Source organism: Pseudanabaena sp. PCC 6802 (genome assembly GCF_000332175.1).
Classification (GTDB): Bacteria; Cyanobacteriota; Cyanobacteriia; order Pseudanabaenales; family Pseudanabaenaceae; genus PCC-6802.
This window is the reverse complement of record NZ_KB235914.1, coordinates 3,876,436-3,894,671: the sequence shown is the minus strand read 5'-3', so window position 1 is coordinate 3,894,671 and position 18,236 is coordinate 3,876,436. Positions and strand designations below refer to the sequence as shown.

The following is an 18,236-nucleotide window of genomic DNA, read 5'->3' as shown; positions in this document are numbered from 1 at the left end:
GTATAATGACTTTACTAGGGTGGAAATACTCATAAGTCCTGGCTTCTGCAATAGCTAATAGCTAGCCAGATTTTTGTTTTTTGTTCATTTCTAGGTGTGAGAGTTACTCCATGATTACAAGCTTGACACGAAGTATTCGCAGCCTAGGCTTTGCACTAGCATTTGTGCTGTCCGCTGGTTTTTCCCAAGCTGCGTCTGCAACTATTCTTCGCGTATTGGTTAAAGAGGATCCAGGTGCGAAGAACATGCCAGTGGCAGTCACTCAGACTGCGGTACTGCAAACAGACGGACAGTCTGCTGCAAGGCTCGATCCCGGTCGTTGGTATATCCTGCCAGTTAACCGTGTTAACCGCATCCAACCCTCCAACAACGGCTTAATCCAAATTGGCAATCAACTTTACCCTGGTGAAATGGAGGTGCGTCCGTGGAGAGGTAAGGCGATCGCCGTCAATGTCCTCCCCTTAGAAGAATATTTACGCAGTGTTGTTCCCAGTGAAATGCCAGCTAGTTGGCATCTAGATGCATTGATGGCACAAGCTGTTGCTGCCCGCAGCTATGCGATTAACACGCAGCGCCAGCGCAAGTGGGGCAGTGCTCCCTACGATCTGGTTAGCGATACTCGCGATCAAGTTTATTCGGGATTTTTTAAATTCGATCCCCTCACTTCTGCAACCAAGCCATTAATCCATACTCGCAGCGACCAGGCTGTTGCTTCTACCTCCGGCTACATGCTGAGACCGGGGTTTAAAGGTTACTATCGTGCCAGGCTACCCGTGAACTGGGTAAGTTGGGGTAATGGTTATATGCCCGTATCTGACGGCCACCACCTGGATCAAGAAATGAGCCAGCAGATGGCAAAACTAGGTTGGAACTGGCAGCAAATCCTTGCCTGGTGGTATAGAGATGAGCCTATCAAACGCTAACGTTCCCATTTTTCTGATTACCATGCCAATCGAGAAATTACCCGAATCCGTGCTTGCCGATGAGGTAGCAAAGCTATCTGGCTGGTCGATTGTGAATGGCAAACTCAACAAAGCCTTTCGCTTCGGCAACTTTGTCGAAGCGTTTGGCTTCATGGCTAAAGTGGCGATCGTAGCAGAGAAGATGGATCACCATCCCGAGCTGTTTAACGTCTACAACCGCGTAGTCATAGATCTAACCACTCATGATGCTGGTGGCATCAGCCATCTAGATATTGAGCTAGCTAAAAAAATCAATTCTCTGTAGGACTTAACTAGGGCAAACGCATACTGCTTTTGAAGTCCTTTTTTGAAATCCTTGTCTAGCAAGGATTTCAGCATTTTGTCAAAAAATTGCATGTAATCGCTCCAACCATTATCCATTAAGGCTTTTGAAGTTAATATGCCTTTGCCCTGGCTATGATTTAGTGAGCTTCCCTCTTTGCCACCATGCAATTATGGATATGTCTATCCATTTGAAGATGTAGTACAAGCATGTAATCGTAACGAAGAAAATAAACATTGCTAGCAAAAAGTTACCGCGCATAAAGCTGTCAATAACCTCATAAACTAATCTTTCTGGCCTGGTTACGATATACCAACTATTTAAGCGATTGAACCTGCCTAAATAGACACCATATGCAGTTAGCAAATTGATTCCTAGCTCCATCCCAATTATCCCATTCCGCTTTGAGACAATACCCTGCCTGCGCAAATAGTTAATTATTGCCATTACAGATAAGACGTGGCACTGAAACCCTGCCAGGATGAAAATAATGTATTGAGGAATAATTAAGAAAATGATCCCGTTTGGCGGTATGTCGGGATTGCGGACATCACTCACGAAGTGGATAATATCCGTAATTACATAGGCCGCATTGGGCAGAAAGAGAATAAATATAACTAAGCCTAACCACCATAGAATATTACGACGCGATCGCCGATTAAATAGAAAAATACTAAAGACAAGTGGAATAAATGCTAAAAATAGATTCCACGCCATGAAACCGGTGATGTTGTCAATAAAAAATTCTAATGCTGTTAACATGTGAGTATTTAGGGTATGCAAGACCTTATAGGTTTATATAATAGTCAACCGCTAGGGAATTGGTTAATTGCTCTCGGTTTTAATACCTTGCTGGTGGCGATCGCGTTATTCTTACCCAGAAAGGCGCTTACGACGGCTGGAATCGTTCATGCCTGGTTTTTAGGTATAACCCTGTGGGGTTGTGTGGGATGGCAAGGCTACGCCATCATGTTTTGCTATCTCATTTTAGGCACGGGCATTACATATATTGGTAAAGATATCAAAACTGCAAAAGGAATTGCTGAAAAGCGCAAGGGGGCTAGAGGCCCCGAGAATTTGTGGGGTTCGGCTTTGACAGGTACGGTATGCGCCATTGGCTACGCATTTTTGCCTCATCCCTTCTGGTTATTGGCATATACCGCCAGTATTGCTACCAAGCTATCCGATACCACTGCCAGTGAAATAGGCAAAGCCTACGGTAAAACTACCTACTTAATCACGACGCTCAAGCCCGTGCCAGCCGGAACCGAAGGTGCAATTAGCTTGGAAGGCACTGTTGCTGGCATCGTCGGATCCCTTACGATCGCGGCGATCGCCTTATTGGTAGGCATCCTCGTCAACCCACTCGAAATAGCCTGGTGCGCGATCGCTGCTTTTGTCGCCACTAACCTGGAAAGCCTGATCGGTGCGACCCTACAAGCTAAATGGAACTGGCTCACCAATGAGGTAGTAAATGGCATTAATACAGCGATCGGAGCGATAGTTGCAGTTCTGTTGGCGGTGGCTTGGGCAGCGATCGTCTCATAACAGGAACCTGTTAGCTCTAACTAAGTAAGGATATTTGAAGGTTGGGGGCTTGCTCTCAAGCAGGGGCGTAGCCCCTTCAACCCTGATTGAATCGTTACCAACCATGCCAGGGACTTTATATAATGCCCTGGCGGCTCTTTGCGATATATTTGTGCGGTTGTTGAGGAGGTTTGGAGAGAGGATTGTATTAAAATTAAGAGCAGGGTGGTAGCTACCCCATGAAATTACGAAAGTCAAACATGCAGTATCAAGTCTTTGTAGAGAGTCGATCGGAGCATCAGTTTGTTGCTTCTGTAGTTGGATTACCAAACTGCATTGCTGAGGGAGCTTCTAAAGAAGAAGCCATTTCAAAAGCTAAAACTGTTTTAACAGAAAAAATGAATCGTGGTGAATTAGTCACAATCGAGATCGAGCCTCAAGCAATCAAACCCAAGATCGATCCCTGGTTAAAACATTTCGGGATTTTTGCCAACGATCCGACATTTGAAGATTTTCTAGAGGAAGTTGCTGCCTACCGTAAAGCAACTAACGAAGAGTCTGAAGAATGACCCTTTATGTGATGGATACAGATCATCTCAGCCTCTATGAACGAGGCTATTCAGCGATTCGCGATCGCATTTTTGCAGTCCAACAAAATACCGATGATGCTCTGTTTATTACAGTAATTAGCGTGGAGGAGCAGTTTGCCGGACGATTGGCTCAAATTCGCAAAGCTACGACTCCCCAGAATTTGATTTCAGCTTATAAATACCTCAGAAACACCTTTGTTTTATTCTCTGATTTAGAGATTTTGGATTATGACACTAGAGCTGACGAGCGCTTTCGCGAATTCAGAAAAACTGGACTCCACATTGGAACACGAGATTTGCGAATTGCTGCAATCTCTTTAGTCAATGCTGGCATTCTCTTGACAAGAAACAGCCGTGATTTTGAGAAAGTTCCAGGACTTATGATTCAAGACTGGTCAATTTAACCGAGTTAATTAGCAAACTTTTGAATCTTACAAACAGGTAAGCAACTCAGCCAAATAAGTGTCAATAAATATGGTAAGCATGGTTAACTGAAAACTGCGTTGATTGCTGAACCTAAAATAACTAAAAATGACTGCCCAGATTGCTCTAGCTCTGTGCCTTGCTTTTATAGTAGGCACCTTTGCCAGCATTTATCCAGACTGGACGAGTAGTGCCACCGTGTTTGGTGTCGGCATAGCTTTAGGCTTGTTTGTACCTGCTATCTGGCGCAAGCGCGTGCCAAAGCGATGGATATGGTTTCTGGCTGCTTTAGTTGCCGCTTTAGCCTGTACCTATGCCCAATTTCGCACTCCACAGCCGCAGGCAAATGATATCTCCAGGTTTGCTACTGGTGCTGAGGTTGTAGTGAGAGGCACGGTGAAAGAGTCTCCCAGTACAACTCGCAGCGGACGCGCTAAATTCATCCTGGCATCTGAGGAGGTAAAACTAGGGGAAAATCGGTCGGAATCAGTGTCGGGTGACGTGTACGCGACCATTTCCTTAACTCAAGCGACGGGTTTGGTACCTGGGCAAGTGGTGAGAGTTTCAGGGAGATTGTATCAGCCTGCCAGTCCAGACCATAGAAGCGAGTTTGATTTTAAAAAGTATTTAGCGCGATCGGGGATCTTCGCAGGCTTGAGCGGGCGCAGCCTGGAATTACAGGGCGATTCACCAACGTGGGGCGGCTGGACGATTCGCAGTCGGATGGTACGCGCCCATGTCTCAGGAGCAGGAGTTCCAGAGGGCGTGCTTCTCAGCTCTCTAGTTCTTGGTAATCGGGCTGTAGATTTACCCAACGATCTCAAAGATATATTCGTAGATGTTGGACTTGCCTGTGCTCTAGCTGCATCTGGGTTTCAAGTGTCTTTAATCCTGGGCACGGTTTTATTTCTGAGCAGGAAAAGCTCGCCTTTACAGCAATTTTTGCGCGGCACGATCTGTTTGCTCGGTTATCTCTGTCTGACAGGGAGCGCGCCTTCGGTAGCGCGGGCAGTGGTGATGGGATTTGGCGGTCTAATTGCTTTGGTAACGCAACGCCGAGGGCGACCCTTAGCGTGGCTAGCTCTAGCTGCTGTCATTTTATTGATTTGGCAACCCATGTGGATTTGGGATCTGGGATTTCAGTTTAGTTTCCTGGCAACGTTTGGCTTGATCGCGACTGCGGAGCCGATCGCTAAACGCTTGGAACGCATTCCCCCATTGTTTGCTAACACATTGGCAGTATTGCTGGCTGCCTACATTTGGACTTTACCATTACAGCTTTATACATTTGGACGCATCAGTATTTACAGCATCCCAGCCAATATTCTCACCCTGCCTCTAGTGGCGATCGCGACCATAGGAGGAATGCTGAGCGGTATTTTAGGGGCAATTTTTGAACCTTTACCTCTCGGTAGCGCGGTAAGTTGGTTGATGTTTGCACCATTACATTTCACGATCGCTCTGGCGCAGTGGATCCATACTTTACCGGGTGCAGTCACCAATGCGGGCACGATTCACCTATGGCAAATGCTGGTAGCCTATGCGATTCTGTTCTCGATCTGGGTACATCCCTGGATTAAGAAGATCTGGCTGCCCGCCATAATTGTGGCAATAGCAATAATCTTTGTCCCCATTGCCGTAGAGCGCGGTAATTTATTTCGGGTCACGCTCCTGGCAACGGGACAGTCGCCGGTGATGGTGGTGCAACAACAGGGCAAAACCTTATTAATTAACAGCGGCGATCGGCAAACTGCTACGTTTACCTTGCTGCCATTTTTGCAGAAGGCGGGGCTAAACCAGATCGATCTGGCGATCTCCACCGATCCCCAATTGGAGGTGAGCGAAGGCTGGAACACCATTTTGGCAAATTCCATTACCGTACAACAATTTCACGATGCGGGTGCGGGTGTTGCCTCTAAGGAGTACGCTAAAATGATGCAGAAGCTAGCAGCAAAAGGCATTAGCATGAATGCGCTGGAGCTAAATACTCCCATCGAATTTACGGATCGAGTAAAGTTACAACTAATCCATCAATCACCTGGTATTTTGCGGCTCCAAACTGCGGAAACTACATGGCTGCTCCTCGCTGATGCTGATGAGAAGGTGCAAAGAGTTTTATTAGATAAATCCAATGCCGTCTCCAATCTCAAAGCCGATATCCTATGGTGGGACGGTGGGGATATCGTGCCAGAATTGCTCAATGCTGTACAACCAACCGCAGCGATCGCTTCCAGCCCAATTGTTACGGATATAGTTGCCGATACCTTCGCTCGAGCTAACATTCGTCTGTACTGGACGGGAAGGGATGGCGCGATCGAATGGACATTAGAGAATGATATTCGTTCTGCTAAAGATAGCGAAGATAGTAAATTGAAGCTCTAACGCCCCAATGCTAACTGAGCGATTTGTTTGGGGTTGGGTAAATTTAGTATTTGGGCTTTAGGATCGATCTGCAACCATCCCTTATCTTTTAGTCTCTCAATCGCTTTAGATGCCTCCTCCTCCTCAACATTAGCTAGATCGGCAATATCCTCAATGGGCAGATTAAATATCTCCAGGCCAGCATCGGTTGAGGTGCCGTAGTTTTCGGCTAGATTTATGAGAATATTTGCCACTCTAACGTTTGGTGGTTCCTGAAGTAGTTGCAATCGCTGATTGTTTTGCTGGAGCCGTTTCACCGTCAGTTGAAGCATGCGGTGTTGCAATTGGATATCCTTGAAGAGAGCCTGGATAAATCGTTGTGCTGGTACGCTCAAAAGACGCACGGACGTACATGTCACTACATCCATATTGCGAGGCGATTCGCCTAGAATAGCCGTTTCACCAAAAAAACCGCCTTGCCCCAGGATATCGATTATAACTGGTTCGTGCGGATCGCGATCGCGTAGATATCGCACCTTTACCCACCCAGACAGAATAAAGTAGACGGCATTGCCCCAGGTCTCATCTACTATGACAGAGCGATCGGCAGCGTAGTCATCCTCATCGGCGACGGAGAGGAACCATCCCAGGGTTTCATCGTCCACGGATTCAAAAATGGGAAAGATCTCACTGAATAGTTCAGTCTGCATGGAAGGCTTAGGGAAGATAATTATATTTTACGCGCCCAGAGCATGGGTTTCTGTATGAGGAAAGGCAATTTAGGTCATTCTAAAACTATCCGCTCCCCTAAACGTGCAATGAAGCTCAGGTAGAGTCATTACACATCTGGGGGAGCGGTCTAGTCGGTCTTCAAGTTGCAACCAAACTGCTGGGAGGAATCCCTAGCTAGCCATACAATTCACATAACAATTGCCAGGAATTGTAGCAAGACTGTTTAGAGAACAGCCCCAGCGCACAGAATGGTTAATGCAACATGATGACTCATGCATTTACTACTGTCTTCTTGCATGGGCATCACCTCCTGTTGCCTAATCGGTCTCAATCTCAAATATGCTTTCGCATGTCACCCCAATATAACTCAATCATCGGGTTTAGGCAATAAGAGACTCGCGGTTTGCGGTTAAATAATGTCCCAAATGTCGCTTAGCTGACGTCGCAATCCCGGCTCTAGCAAGTTCTGGGCTAGCGTGACGGGATCGACACCCATATCCGTACGATAGCTAGCAAGTTTGAGGGCGGTTTGAGCGTGCCATGCGGTTGATGCGATCGCCGCTACGCTCCCGGCTAAATCCTGCGCCCATAGCCCCCCGATCGCGCCAGTCAAAACATCACCACTACCTCCCCTGGCTAGAGATGGGCTACTTTCAGCATTAATCCAGGTCTGTATTGATGATGGTTGTGTGGGTGTGGGTTGAAAACTGATGGTGGTTCTCGCTCCTTTCAGCAGAATAATCGCCCCGGTTTCGGCGGCGGCAGTCCTGGCAACTGCGATGCGATCGCTGCTGCTGGCAAGTTGGGGAAACAGACGGCAAAATTCCCCCCAATGGGGGGTAATTACGGTGGGGTATTGGGCTTGATGGCGCTGTATCAGTCTTTCTACGCCAATCTGAGCTAGCAAATTCAGCCCATCGGCATCTAGCACTAGGGGACAGCTTGCATTCAGTACCAGATCGACCACTGCTCGGGCATCTAGGGATAGACCAGGGCCGCAGGCGATCGCCTGATATTTGGTTAAATCTAGATCTGCGGGTAATTGGGCGATCGCGCCGGAGCTAGTTTCAGGGCAACTAATTACTAAAGCTTCTGGCAGGTGCGCTAAGATCGCATCCCCGAGCGAAGTCGGCACTGCCACGGATAACATGCCTATGCCGCTAGCTCTGGCACCCAAAGCCGCTAGAATTGCAGCTCCACCATAGCGCTTCGAGCCAGCAATTAACAACAAATGCCCCACGCGATATTTGTGTACGTCTACAGGACGGCGGCGAGGTAGCTGAGCTAATGCCCAGACTGGATCTATTCGCCACAAATCGGGAGCATTGCCCAGAACTGCCTCGACCGATCTAACGGGAATATCAAAGTCAATCCGTTCTACCTGACCTGTATAGGGTGCGGCAACTTCAGTCAAAAGACCGCGCTTCCAGAGACCGAGGCAAAGCGTGCGATCGCTTCGGACTGCCGTACCCATTACAGTTCCAGTATCGGTATGCAAGCCCGAAGGGACATCAATACTCAAGATAGGTATGCCCCACTCATTCACAACGTCGATAGTGTTTGCCACCACACCCGCTAATTCTCGCTCTAGACCAAAGCCAAATAACCCATCGACGATTAAATCGCAGGTTTGTAATTCCACCAGTTCCACTGCTGCAATTTCCAGATTTTGCAAGTATTGCCAATGTGCAGCCGTTAAGTCCTTTAGTTTTTCGAGCGGCACGCAGACCTTAACTTTCCGCCCGCGATGCCAAAGTTCCCTCGCTACTACCAAAGCATCGCCGCCGTTATGTCCTGGCCCCACTAAAACCCCCACTTTTGGGTAGCGATCGGCAGGGTAAATCTGTTCTAAGCGGCGTGTAATTAAACCCGCCACTTTTTCCATGAGGGCAGCAACGGGCATGCCCGCCTCGAACATGAGGGTTTCGATCGCCCGCATTTGGCTGGCAGTCACTACAACCTGATTTAACCATTGGGGTGTTCTTGCAGTAGCCCCGAGGTTTAGGGTAGGCACGGGGGCAGCACCCGTGTAATTGGGGTATTCTTTCAAAAGACCTCCTTAGCAATGGTTCGGACATTTTTTTAGAGAAAGACTGAAACCCTTGATTTCTTATTCATTAATTAGATGAATAACATGGCTAGAACCCTCATTCCAGAGTTAGTTCCCCAAAACTGTCCGGAGTATGGCAATTTAAATTGGTATTAAATAGCTTCTATGGAGGACTGCTGTCCTTGGTAAAGACTCCAGTACACACCTCTTTGCCTCAGGAGTTCGTCGTGATTGCCCTGCTCCACCAAAACACCTTTTTCCAAAACCAAAATTAAATTGGCTTGCTTGAGTGGCGTAAAACGGTGAGCGATCGCAAATACAGTGCGATTTCGTCTTACTTTTTGGAGATTGCGCAGTACCTGCTGCTCGGTTTCACTATCCAGAGCGCTAGTTGCTTCATCCAGGATCAGAATGGGGGCGTTGGATAGAAATAAACGGGCTAAAGCCAGTCGCTGCCGCTGTCCGCCAGATAAAGCCGTGCCGCGTTCGCCAATATTGGTATCGTAGCCATCGGGCAAAACAGAGATAAACTCATCGGCACATGCTAGCCTTGCTGCTTCTACAACTTGCTCTGGTAGGATCTGAGAATTACCAAGGGAGATATTTTCGTATACTGAGTCATTAAACAGAAAATCATCTTGCAGAACTACGCTAATCTGCTGCCGCAGGGAAAGTAAGTCTGCCTTTTTGATATCGAGATCGTCAAATAGGATTTGACCAGATTCGGGTAAGTATAGGCGTTGGATGAGCTTGGATATTGTACTCTTGCCAGAGCCGCTACGACCGACGATACCCACAAACATGCCTGGTTCTACGCAGAAAGAGATCCCTTTTAGAACTGATTCCTGGCGTTCGTGATAGCGAAAGAATACTTTCTCAAATTTAATCGATTCTTTAAGGTCGGTGAGAATGAGACCAGTTTTAGGTTCGGATTCTGGGGCGGCATTGAGGATATCACCAACGCGATCGACGGAAAGAAGAACCTGCTGGAAATTTTGCCATAGCTGTACGAGACGTAACAGTGGCCCTGTAACTCGACCGGATAGCATTTGAAAAGCGACTAATTCTCCTACGGTTATGGTCTGTTCGATTACCAACTTCGCTCCAACCCATAGAATTAAGAGATTAGAGATTTCAGTTAAAAAGTTTGCAAGATTATTGCTGATATTGGAGATTGTAGAGGCATGGAAACTGATGCGGGTATAGCGAGCAAATAATCTTTCCCAGTGCTGACGTGCGGCAATTTCAGCGGTGTGTGCTTTAACTGCGTGGATACCAGAAACTGCTTCCACTAGAAAAGATTGCCCGTCCGCACGTCGATTGAAGGATTCATCGAGTTTGTTGCGCAGAATTGGGGTAGAAACCAGTACGAGCGCCGCGAAGAAAGGTAAAACTGCCAGGCTCACGAGAGTGAGTTGCTGGCTGTAAAAGAACATCAAGATTAGATAGATAAACGTGAAAATGGCATCTAAAACCACAGTTAAGGCGGTACCAGTCAGGAATTGCCGAATATTCTCTAACTCCTGAGCACGAGCCACGGTATCGCCAACGCGACGAGCTTCAAAATATGCCAGGGGCAACCGCATGAGATGTCGAAATAGCTGAGCGGATAGTTTTAGATCGAGACGACGAGCTGTATGTGTGAAAACGTACAGTCGCAGAACTCCCAAAAACAAATTGAAAAATGCAGCACCAATTAAAGCAATGCCCAGGACATCGAGAGTAGCTAAGCTACCATGCACCAATACTTTGTCAACTATAACCTGGGTAATCACAGGAGTTGATAGCCCCACTAGTTGCAGAAAGAAGGAGGCGACTAAAACCTGTAGGAGCAAGCCGCGATACCTTTGTACCGCAGGTAAGAACCATTTGAGGCTAAACTTTTCCTGCTGCTGGGTTGCTTCCACTGTCCAGAGATATCTATCCCAGGCAGCGATCGCAGCTTGCTTATATACGCTTTCGCAGGATTTGCGAGGATTTACGGGGTCAGCGATAATGAGGCGATCGCCCTGTACGGCATAGACAACAACCCAACGACTATGCGTTTCTGCTTGCCAATACATCAGGGCAGGCAATGGTAGTTGCGGCAACTCTTCCCAACTGGCTTTAACTTGACATAGCACCAGACCTAACCTTTCGGATACCTTTTCCAAATCTTGAGGGTGTTGGCTGTGACGTAGTTGCCGTTGAATCCATTCCATCGATACGGGCATTTTGAGATATTCGCTGACCATTGCCAGACAAGCAGCGGCAGGGTTAAGAGCATAAATGTAAGGATATCCCGATGCTGGTTGTGGGATGCTGGGATCGATCGCTTGGTAGCGCTTACTTTCAAGCAACCAAAAAGCCGTTATGTTCTCAGTGCGGAATTCTTGCCAGGCTTCAATCTGCCAAACTGCCATAATAATCTCATCGCTAGCAGCACTGGCAGTCCATATTCCGGATAGTTCCAGACAATCTCCTAACCAGTCATTACTTTCCAAAGTAAATCGCTTGCCATCCTCTTGTCGTAGGCGGACTTGACCTTCAAGCAGTAGAAATTGCTGTCCCGATGCCTCTGTTGACCAGAGCAGATCTCCTTTGGCGTAGCGAGAAATTTTAACCGATTTGAGGAGTACATCTTTTTGTGGTTCAGTGAGGAAACTAAAAGGAGGTTCATCCCACGGAATGCAGTAAACGTTTAATCTACTATCAGCGTTCATAGGTGAATTGCTAGCTTAATGTCTGTATTTTGTAAATTTGCGGTCAGCCACTGCTCAAAAATCTCTGTTTCAAGTTGCGCTTTGAGGTTGTCGTCTAAAGCGGCGGGCAAGCACCCTTCCAGGCGTATTAAACACCAACGGTCTTGCATTTCTAGTGGGCCAATTAAATTACCAACTTCAGCAGCATCGATTTCGGAGCGCAATGTTTCTGAGAGATCGGCACGAGAAACCGCACCCATCATGCCATTAGATAATCTTTCTGGTGTAAGGGAATACTGTCTTGCTAGTTCTTCAAATGTACTTTTCTTTTCTTCGATATCCAGCTTTAATTCTTCGGCTAGACCTTTAGTAGCAACGACGATGCGGGACAGAATTACTCGATCTAGTTTGAGTTTGTTGTGAATAAAATATTGCTGGAGTTTTGGTGCGGCAATTTGTGCCTTCAGGGCTTTTAGTCGTAAGTCAAAGGATAGCGATCGAGGAATTATTGCTTGCGGCTCCATAGTTTGGAGATGCTGAGTAATGATATGATTGCGCCCAATTTCATCAACTAGATTCTGAAGTTTACCTGCATCTTTGAGGTAAGCCAGTGCTTGTGCGAGCGAGATGGGATAACCACCAACAATCAGAAAAGGTTGAGATGTCATTTGTGTTATCTAGTGGAAAATGCTCGATCCCAGCGATCGAGGATGGGTTCGAGGAGAAAGCTCAAAACAGAGCGCTGGCGAAAGACTATTTCGGCTGTGGCATCCATACCTGGTACGAGGGTAACCTCTCGTCCGCGTAGTGTGTTTTGCTTAATGCGAACTTTGGTGGAGAACACTGCTCCTAATTCTTTGTCTATATGGGAATTTGGCGATACCTGGCTGGTTTCTCCGTCTAATGTGCCAAACTCTTGGTAAGGGTAGGTGGCAAGTTTAATCTTGACGGGCATATTGGCTTTCACAAAACCGATATCGCGGTTGAGCACGTTTGCCTGGAGCACTAATTCTTCGCCTTCGGGCAAGATGGAGAGCAGCTCGATTGGATATTCACTCCTGTTTTGGTGGCTTTGACGTTATAGACAACGCCATTGACAGAGGATTTGATGGTGGAGAAATCGCGCTGCATGTGAGATTTCTTGAGTTGTCCCTCTAAATCAGCCAGGGTCTGCTGCTGCTTTGTAAGTTGGGTGAGAATTTCACTCTCGCGGGCGGCAGTTAGCTGTGTTACCTCTTCATTGGCAGCTCTGTACGCTTGCTCCGCTTGGTAAATTTCTTGGGTTTTAGCTTCAATACTTTTGCTGAGCGATGCTACTTTGCTTTGTGCATCGATGTAATCGAAACGGGGAGATGCGCCAGTTTTCATCAAGCCCGATAGCCTGCGTTCTTTATCTCTAGCAAATGTTAGCTCTGCTTCTAAGCCTCCTAGCTGAGCGCGAGCAACCTCTATAGCCCCTTGTTGTCGGCTAACATCAGCACGAGCTTTTTCCAAACTACTATTAAAATTGCGTAAGCGCGAAGCCAAGAGCTGATCCTGAAGTTGCGCGCCAGTATCAATTTTACCTGCTTGCTCTGCTTTCAAGCGACTGATATCTTGCTTGAGCAGGCGAACGAGATTTTCTAGACGTTGGATTTCTGCTTTGGGTAGGGATGGATCTAATTCAATCAGCACCGTACCTGCTGCAACTTTGTCACCTTCTTTGACTTTAACTGCTTTGAGGATGCCACCTTCGAGGGCACGCACTGGGCGAACTTCAGTTGAGGGGACGAATTCGCCATTGGCAACGGCAACCTCATCGACACGACTAAAATGCGCCCAAGCCAGTACAGCAGATATCAACAAACAAATACCCCCTGATAGTACCTGCATGTAGAGCGGAGGGAGTTCGGCGATCGCCTTTGCTAATTCTTGACAAGCGTAGTCTTCTGATTGCAGTTGCTCTCTTGTCTGTCTGAGTTGGGATGGCGATGCCGATATTTTCGTCATTTCCTTCTTTTATGACTGTATTATTGAAGGCTTAGTCTAGATCTGATAATTTAATTTGTCTGATTTTGGCTATGGATATCGTAACTCAGACGAATAGCTTCTTGTAAATCAAATATCGTCAATTATAATATATCGTCAATTATATTAAGAAAATTTATTTTTGTTGTAAATAAATTTTACTAGAAACTCTGCTAATCACCAGCAAATGTGATGAAATCATGACATAAGTTGGGATGGGTAAAAGTTAAATCGACAACATGTCAAAGTAGCTGGGAAGTCATGCAGGGAAGTAATTTCATCAGTTAAAGGCATAGGATATTATGTTGAAGAGTCAGGGTAATAAAGAAGGAGGATGCGATCGCCACGACTTGACACGGATAAATCAAATGAGATAAGGGTTATTGCTATGTAATGGCAATTATCCGACATCGCAAGTGAGGAAGCAGAGCAATGGCAAGGAATATCCAAGAGCATGCCCCCTTCGCATCATCGCAGACATCGACGTTAGAGCCGAGTAGTTTCACAGGCGGCAGGACTGGGGAAGGGGAATATGGCTTAGAAGCGGATCGATTGGGTTCTGGTGCTAGCTCCAATTTAGATAGCAATCTCACGGATGAAGTCGATAGAGGGAAGATACTGGGTAGAATCGGCAGTTTTTTGAGCGGTATCGGCAATTTTCTGCGCGGCGATCGCCCCGTGGATAATATGGCAAGCATTCAGGATAGCCAGAGCCAGACGGTAAGCGATCCGGTGCGATTGGCAGAGGAAAGGGCGACAATCGCGTTTTTGAACAATCCAGGCAATTTTCTGGGCGTGTCGGCATCGGACTTGAGTGGGAGTGACAATTGGCTCAATCGCAGCCGCGATGATGGCAATAATCGCAGTGGTGCGGCAAGCGCGGCGGATTTCTTGAATAATCCAGGCGTGATGCTGGGGGATGCCAGGGATTTAGCCAGATTTAACTTGATTAGTTCAGATATTGGTGGCGGGACTGCGCGGCAAAGCAGGTAGACCTGGAAACCAGCAAGCAGCAAAACAGCGAGGAATTGCGGGCTGAGACGCAGCAATTGGCAAGCAATCTGGCGCTGGATAACCAGCCTATTAAAACCAATAGGGAGGTAGTGTCGCCCGCGAGTGCAGACGCAGCAGCTCGGGTTGAGCCTGTGGCGGCAAATGGCTTAGACACTAATGCGGGCACTGATGCGGGCGTTGGTGATGTGAGGAAATTTGGTAGCTCGGACAGTGACAGCAGTCCGGCACTGGTAGACCCGACTACGGGTGAAATCGTGGCCGAACCCGACCTGAATACGATGGGTAAAATGGGTTTCCTGGGCAGTACTGACAGCGATCGCAGTACCGATGTAGATGCGATCGCTACAGAGGTAACCGCTGCCACGGTGGCACCATTGCCAGCACCAGAGCTAGAGCCGTCTAACCAGCCATTGGTGGGGATAGTGGATACGGGATTTAATTTTGCGGAGGTAAACGTTAAGCGCGGCAATATTAGCTTGGGATGGGATCGCGTCGGTAAGGATAACGACCCCTTAATCAAATCTGGGGAAGGTAGCGACCATGGCACGCATATCCTGAGCGCGATCGCGGCGCAACCGGATGAAACTACAGGTGTAGGCGGCATCAACCCTGATGCACCGTTGTGGCTGGGTCGAGCCGTGGGTTCGGGAGAGTGGGCGGAGTCGTTGGTGGAGTTTGTGGATGCGGCACGGGCAGCGGGGCAAAAGAATGCGATCGCTAACCTGAGCTTTGACCTGACGCAACGCAATATCGACGGCAGCGTGACGACGCGGACGGCACTGACACCCCAAGAAGAAGCGGCACTGGCGTACGCGCAGGAAAATCAGGTGTTGGTAGTGGTGGCGGCAGGGAACCAGAATGGGGAAATGTCGGCACTGGGGCAAGCTTCGTTGCGGTTTGACAATGTCATTAGCGTAGGTGCGATCGCTGGGGAGAATCGGGCGGCTTATGCCAGTTATGGGAATGGGTTGGACGTAGTTGCGGATGGCGGTACGCCGGAAAATCCCGTCCTGTCGCGGATGGGTGATTGTATGGGTGCGATGGCGGGCACGTCGGTGGCGGCGGCGCAGGTGACAGGTGTGGCATCGAAGGTGTGGGCGGCGAATCCGGATTTGAACTACCAGCAGGTGGCAAAGATTCTGGAGCAGTCGGCAAGCGATCGCGATATCCCTGGTTGGGACAGGCAAACGGGGTTTGGCCAGGTGGATGAGGACTCGGCGGTAGCGCTGGCGCGCAATACTAAGGCAGAGGCGTTGCAGGCACGGCAGTCGAATGGGGTGGTGCCGGTAAAGTTTGATGCGGAGTTGATGGCTGAAAGTGGAGTAGTTGCCAGCGAACGGGCGGCTGATGTTGGTGGTGCTGCGGGTGGCTTTGGTGGGGGCTTTGGCGGTGGTACCTCTGGCGGTGGTAGTTCCGGTTCGGGCGGCGGTGGCACTTTGTCCGGCTTGTCAACAGGGCTTTCTAGCGGCAGCAGTTCCTTTGGCTCTAGTTCTTTGTATGACACTAGCTATTCTAGCCTTTCCTCTGGTTTGGGGAGTTCGTACTCAAGTAGCACTTCGGGCATCGGCAGCACGCTGAGTTCGTTTGGCAGCACAAGTCTTGTGAGTAGTCCGTTTAGCTCAAGTAGTACCTCGGGAATTGGTGGCACGCTCAGCTCGTTTGGCTCTACATATAGCTCGAGTGGTTTGTCGAGCAATACTTCTGCTGCGGGCAGTTCTCTGGTTAGCTCGATGTCTAACAGTCTGAATAATTCGCCATTTGGCAGTATTTTCAATGACGATGGCAGTTTGAACGATGCGGGGAAATCGGCAGTTAGCGGTGCGGGTTTGAGTTCCTTGTACCAACAATCTTCCTTTTCAGATCCTCTAGTTGTGAACACGCTACTTGCGGGTGCATCTTCTGCTTCGACTAATACTAGCAGTTCATCGAGCAGTGCATTTGGTAACTACCCTAGCTCGTCTAGTGTGGGTAGTACGCTCAATAATTCATCATTAAAAGATGCTTCTGCTAGTTTTGGCTACACGCCAGCGTATTACAACGATCTTAACTCAACATCTACATCCAGCAACTTGGTTGGGGGTGGGGCGACGGGGATGAACAGTCTTGCCAACAATGGCAGCGGTTTCGATCCCAATCTAAATGCGCAACTGACTAATGTGGATTTAAGTGCGCAAGCGACGACACCTGCTAATGAGCCAGTGGCAGATCCTGGTACGGGAGCGGTGGCGGACTTTAATACTCAGCCAGCCTCAGATCCTGGCACGGGAGCGGTGGCGGACTTTAATATTCAGCCAGCGTCACCTGCCGATAACAACAATACGACGATCGCTGATTTAGCACACAACCCTAATTCCGATAACTCGGACGTGCAAATTTTATCAACTAATAGCGATGCTTCGTCCGATCCTGTCACACCAAATCCTGATAGTAATGGCACGGGTGCATTCGCCGATTTCAACCAACAACCTGCCGCACCTACCATCGCTCCCACAAACGAGCAAACAGCCAATAACTACAATAACGTTACAGGTGCGATCGCCGATTTCAACCAACAACCTGCCGCACCTGCGATCGCGCCGACAAACGAGCCAACGGCAAATAATAATAATAATGGCAATAATGCGATCGGTGGTGTGATTGTGCCTGGTGCCAGTAGTCTAACCGATCCTAACAATGCGATCGCTCCTACAAACAATGATAATGGTGGCAATGCTATCGCCAATTTCAACCCACCTGAGATCGCTCCGACCAACGAGCCAACCGCAAATAACGATAATGGAGGCAATGCGATCGGTGGTGTGGTTGTTCCTGGCGCAAGTAGTCTAACCGATCCTAACAATGCGATCGCTCCGACAAATAACGATAAGGGTAGTAATGCGATCGCCAATCTCACTCCACCTGCGATCGCTCCCACAAACGAGCCAATCGCAAACAATGATAATGGGGTCAAGGATGCGATCGCCACTTTCACCCCACCAGCGATCGCTCCTACAAACGAGCAGATCGCAAACAATGATAATGGTGGCAATGCGATTAGTGGTGTGGTTGTGTCTGGTGCCAATGCGCTAACCGATCCTAACAATGCGATCGCTTCGACAAATAATAATGATGGCGGCACCAGTGGCGCATTTGCTAATGTGGCGACTTCTGGCGTGACAAACACACCTACCACGCTTGACCAAGTCGTCAATACCACAGTTCAAACTGCTACTGACTTCGCGCAAAATAATCCTGACTTAGTTTCAGCTTTGGCTGTTAATGCGATCGCGGGTGGCATCACCCCCAAATCATATGTAGACAAGGCTGCTGATTTTGTCTCCAATACGATTAATACCGCTGCCGGAGCGATTGATCGCACCATCCAGCAGGCGGCGGAAAACGATAACTACCGAGACTTGCATACTGATGACCCTGCCGAACAGGCATTTAATGGATTGGTAGCAGCGGGAAAAATACCATTGGATACGATCGCCCGCATTTGGCTGGCAGTCACTACAACCCGATCTAACCACTTATGGTAATTGTTTCGAGTGTGGGGCGATTGCGGATTGTAAATTGCTTCATTCATGAGAATTTTAGGCTGGATTCGGTAAGGTACTTAGATCG

Annotated in this window: 15 protein-coding genes; 8 read left to right on the top strand and 7 right to left on the bottom strand. The window is 48.2% G+C overall.

Annotation, left to right across the window (positions count from 1 at the left end; genetic code table 11):
* Positions 1 to 110 precede the first annotated feature (110 nt).
* Together PSE6802_RS0124010 and PSE6802_RS0124005 are read left to right on the top strand one after the other, a co-directional pair.
* Positions 111 to 923 (top strand): SpoIID/LytB domain-containing protein, encoded by an 813-nt coding sequence (locus tag PSE6802_RS0124010; RefSeq protein WP_019502557.1) that lies wholly within the window; start codon positions 111 to 113, stop codon positions 921 to 923.
* Positions 904 to 1,227: a 4a-hydroxytetrahydrobiopterin dehydratase gene (locus PSE6802_RS0124005; RefSeq protein WP_019502556.1), complete on the top strand. Its 324-nt coding sequence runs from the start codon at positions 904 to 906 to the stop codon at positions 1,225 to 1,227. Before PSE6802_RS0124010 ends, PSE6802_RS0124005 begins: the two co-directional genes overlap by 20 nt.
* Positions 1,228 to 1,377: 150 nt before the next feature.
* Here PSE6802_RS0124005 and PSE6802_RS0124000 read toward each other — a convergent pair whose 3' ends face one another.
* Positions 1,378 to 2,007 (bottom strand): DUF1361 domain-containing protein, encoded by a 630-nt coding sequence (locus PSE6802_RS0124000; protein WP_019502555.1) that lies wholly within the window; start codon positions 2,005 to 2,007, stop codon positions 1,378 to 1,380.
* 15 nt (positions 2,008 to 2,022) lie between these two features.
* Between PSE6802_RS0124000 and PSE6802_RS0123995 the strand changes: the two genes are divergently transcribed.
* The 4 genes from PSE6802_RS0123995 (at position 2,023) to PSE6802_RS0123980 (ending at position 6,167) form a co-directional block, all read left to right on the top strand.
* Complete coding sequence (locus PSE6802_RS0123995; RefSeq protein ID WP_019502554.1) at positions 2,023 to 2,793, top strand: TIGR00297 family protein; 771 nt, start codon at positions 2,023 to 2,025, stop codon at positions 2,791 to 2,793.
* Positions 2,794 to 3,032: 239 nt separating this feature from the next.
* Positions 3,033 to 3,341 carry a type II toxin-antitoxin system HicB family antitoxin gene (locus PSE6802_RS0123990; protein ID WP_019502553.1) on the top strand — a complete coding sequence of 103 codons (309 nt, stop codon included), beginning with the start codon at positions 3,033 to 3,035 and terminating at the stop codon, positions 3,339 to 3,341.
* An 11-nt stretch (positions 3,342 to 3,352) separates the two neighbouring features.
* On the top strand, positions 3,353 to 3,766 hold the full coding sequence (locus PSE6802_RS0123985) for a type II toxin-antitoxin system VapC family toxin (RefSeq protein WP_225902705.1): 414 nt from the start codon (positions 3,353 to 3,355) through the stop codon (positions 3,764 to 3,766).
* A gap of 127 nt (positions 3,767 to 3,893) precedes the next feature.
* Positions 3,894 to 6,167, top strand: a complete 2,274-nt coding sequence (locus PSE6802_RS0123980) for a ComEC/Rec2 family competence protein (RefSeq protein WP_019502551.1) — start codon at positions 3,894 to 3,896, stop codon at positions 6,165 to 6,167.
* Here the strand turns inward: PSE6802_RS0123980 and PSE6802_RS0123975 are convergent.
* The 6 genes from PSE6802_RS0123975 to PSE6802_RS30180 form a co-directional block, all read right to left on the bottom strand.
* Positions 6,164 to 6,856 carry a Crp/Fnr family transcriptional regulator gene (locus PSE6802_RS0123975; RefSeq protein WP_019502550.1) on the bottom strand — a complete coding sequence of 231 codons (693 nt, stop codon included), beginning with the start codon at positions 6,854 to 6,856 and terminating at the stop codon, positions 6,164 to 6,166. The two genes, PSE6802_RS0123980 and PSE6802_RS0123975, sit on opposite strands and share 4 nt — an antisense overlap.
* Positions 6,857 to 7,287: 431 nt before the next feature.
* Positions 7,288 to 8,928, bottom strand: a complete 1,641-nt coding sequence (locus PSE6802_RS0123970; RefSeq protein WP_019502549.1) for a bifunctional ADP-dependent NAD(P)H-hydrate dehydratase/NAD(P)H-hydrate epimerase — start codon at positions 8,926 to 8,928, stop codon at positions 7,288 to 7,290.
* A 152-nt stretch (positions 8,929 to 9,080) separates the two neighbouring features.
* Positions 9,081 to 11,630: a peptidase domain-containing ABC transporter gene (locus tag PSE6802_RS0123965; RefSeq protein ID WP_019502548.1), complete on the bottom strand. Its 2,550-nt coding sequence runs from the start codon at positions 11,628 to 11,630 to the stop codon at positions 9,081 to 9,083.
* The gene (locus PSE6802_RS0123960) at positions 11,627 to 12,277 is read right to left on the bottom strand and encodes a peptidylprolyl isomerase (protein ID WP_019502547.1); all 651 of its coding nucleotides are present in this window, start codon (positions 12,275 to 12,277) and stop codon (positions 11,627 to 11,629) included. Before PSE6802_RS0123960 ends, PSE6802_RS0123965 begins: the two co-directional genes overlap by 4 nt.
* A 5-nt stretch (positions 12,278 to 12,282) precedes the next feature.
* Positions 12,283 to 12,636: a putative HlyD family type I secretion protein gene (locus PSE6802_RS32880; RefSeq protein ID WP_051050597.1), complete on the bottom strand. Its 354-nt coding sequence runs from the start codon at positions 12,634 to 12,636 to the stop codon at positions 12,283 to 12,285.
* On the bottom strand, positions 12,615 to 13,598 hold the full coding sequence (locus PSE6802_RS30180) for a putative HlyD family type I secretion protein (RefSeq protein ID WP_051050596.1): 984 nt from the start codon (positions 13,596 to 13,598) through the stop codon (positions 12,615 to 12,617). The genes PSE6802_RS32880 and PSE6802_RS30180 overlap by 22 nt, the downstream gene beginning before the upstream one ends.
* A 450-nt stretch (positions 13,599 to 14,048) precedes the next feature.
* Between PSE6802_RS30180 and PSE6802_RS0123950 the strand changes: the two genes are divergently transcribed.
* Both PSE6802_RS0123950 and PSE6802_RS34350 read left to right on the top strand, forming a co-directional pair.
* A complete protein-coding gene (locus tag PSE6802_RS0123950) occupies positions 14,049 to 14,609 on the top strand; it encodes a hypothetical protein (protein WP_019502546.1) in 561 nt (186 codons plus the stop codon).
* Positions 14,610 to 14,665: 56 nt separating this feature from the next.
* The gene (locus tag PSE6802_RS34350) at positions 14,666 to 18,151 is read left to right on the top strand and encodes a S8 family serine peptidase (RefSeq protein ID WP_202950725.1); all 3,486 of its coding nucleotides are present in this window, start codon (positions 14,666 to 14,668) and stop codon (positions 18,149 to 18,151) included.
* Positions 18,152 to 18,236 lie beyond the last annotated feature (85 nt).

Bases quoted from the DNA above. Each gene is read 5' to 3' on its own strand.
- PSE6802_RS0124010 (WP_019502557.1), top strand. From the start codon at position 111: ATGATTACAAGCTTGACACGAAGTATTCGCAGCCTAGGCTTTGCACTA.
- PSE6802_RS0124005 (WP_019502556.1), top strand. From the start codon at position 904: ATGAGCCTATCAAACGCTAACGTTCCCATTTTTCTGATTACCATGCCA.
- PSE6802_RS0124000 (WP_019502555.1), bottom strand. From the start codon at position 2,007: ATGTTAACAGCATTAGAATTTTTTATTGACAACATCACCGGTTTCATG.
- PSE6802_RS0123995 (WP_019502554.1), top strand. From the start codon at position 2,023: ATGCAAGACCTTATAGGTTTATATAATAGTCAACCGCTAGGGAATTGG.
- PSE6802_RS0123990 (WP_019502553.1), top strand. From the start codon at position 3,033: ATGCAGTATCAAGTCTTTGTAGAGAGTCGATCGGAGCATCAGTTTGTT.
- PSE6802_RS0123985 (WP_225902705.1), top strand. From the start codon at position 3,353: ATGGATACAGATCATCTCAGCCTCTATGAACGAGGCTATTCAGCGATT.
- PSE6802_RS0123980 (WP_019502551.1), top strand. From the start codon at position 3,894: ATGACTGCCCAGATTGCTCTAGCTCTGTGCCTTGCTTTTATAGTAGGC.
- PSE6802_RS0123975 (WP_019502550.1), bottom strand. From the start codon at position 6,856: ATGCAGACTGAACTATTCAGTGAGATCTTTCCCATTTTTGAATCCGTG.
- PSE6802_RS0123965 (WP_019502548.1), bottom strand. From the start codon at position 11,630: ATGAACGCTGATAGTAGATTAAACGTTTACTGCATTCCGTGGGATGAA.
- PSE6802_RS0123960 (WP_019502547.1), bottom strand. From the start codon at position 12,277: ATGACATCTCAACCTTTTCTGATTGTTGGTGGTTATCCCATCTCGCTC.
- PSE6802_RS30180 (WP_051050596.1), bottom strand. From the start codon at position 13,598: ATGACGAAAATATCGGCATCGCCATCCCAACTCAGACAGACAAGAGAG.
- PSE6802_RS0123950 (WP_019502546.1), top strand. From the start codon at position 14,049: ATGGCAAGGAATATCCAAGAGCATGCCCCCTTCGCATCATCGCAGACA.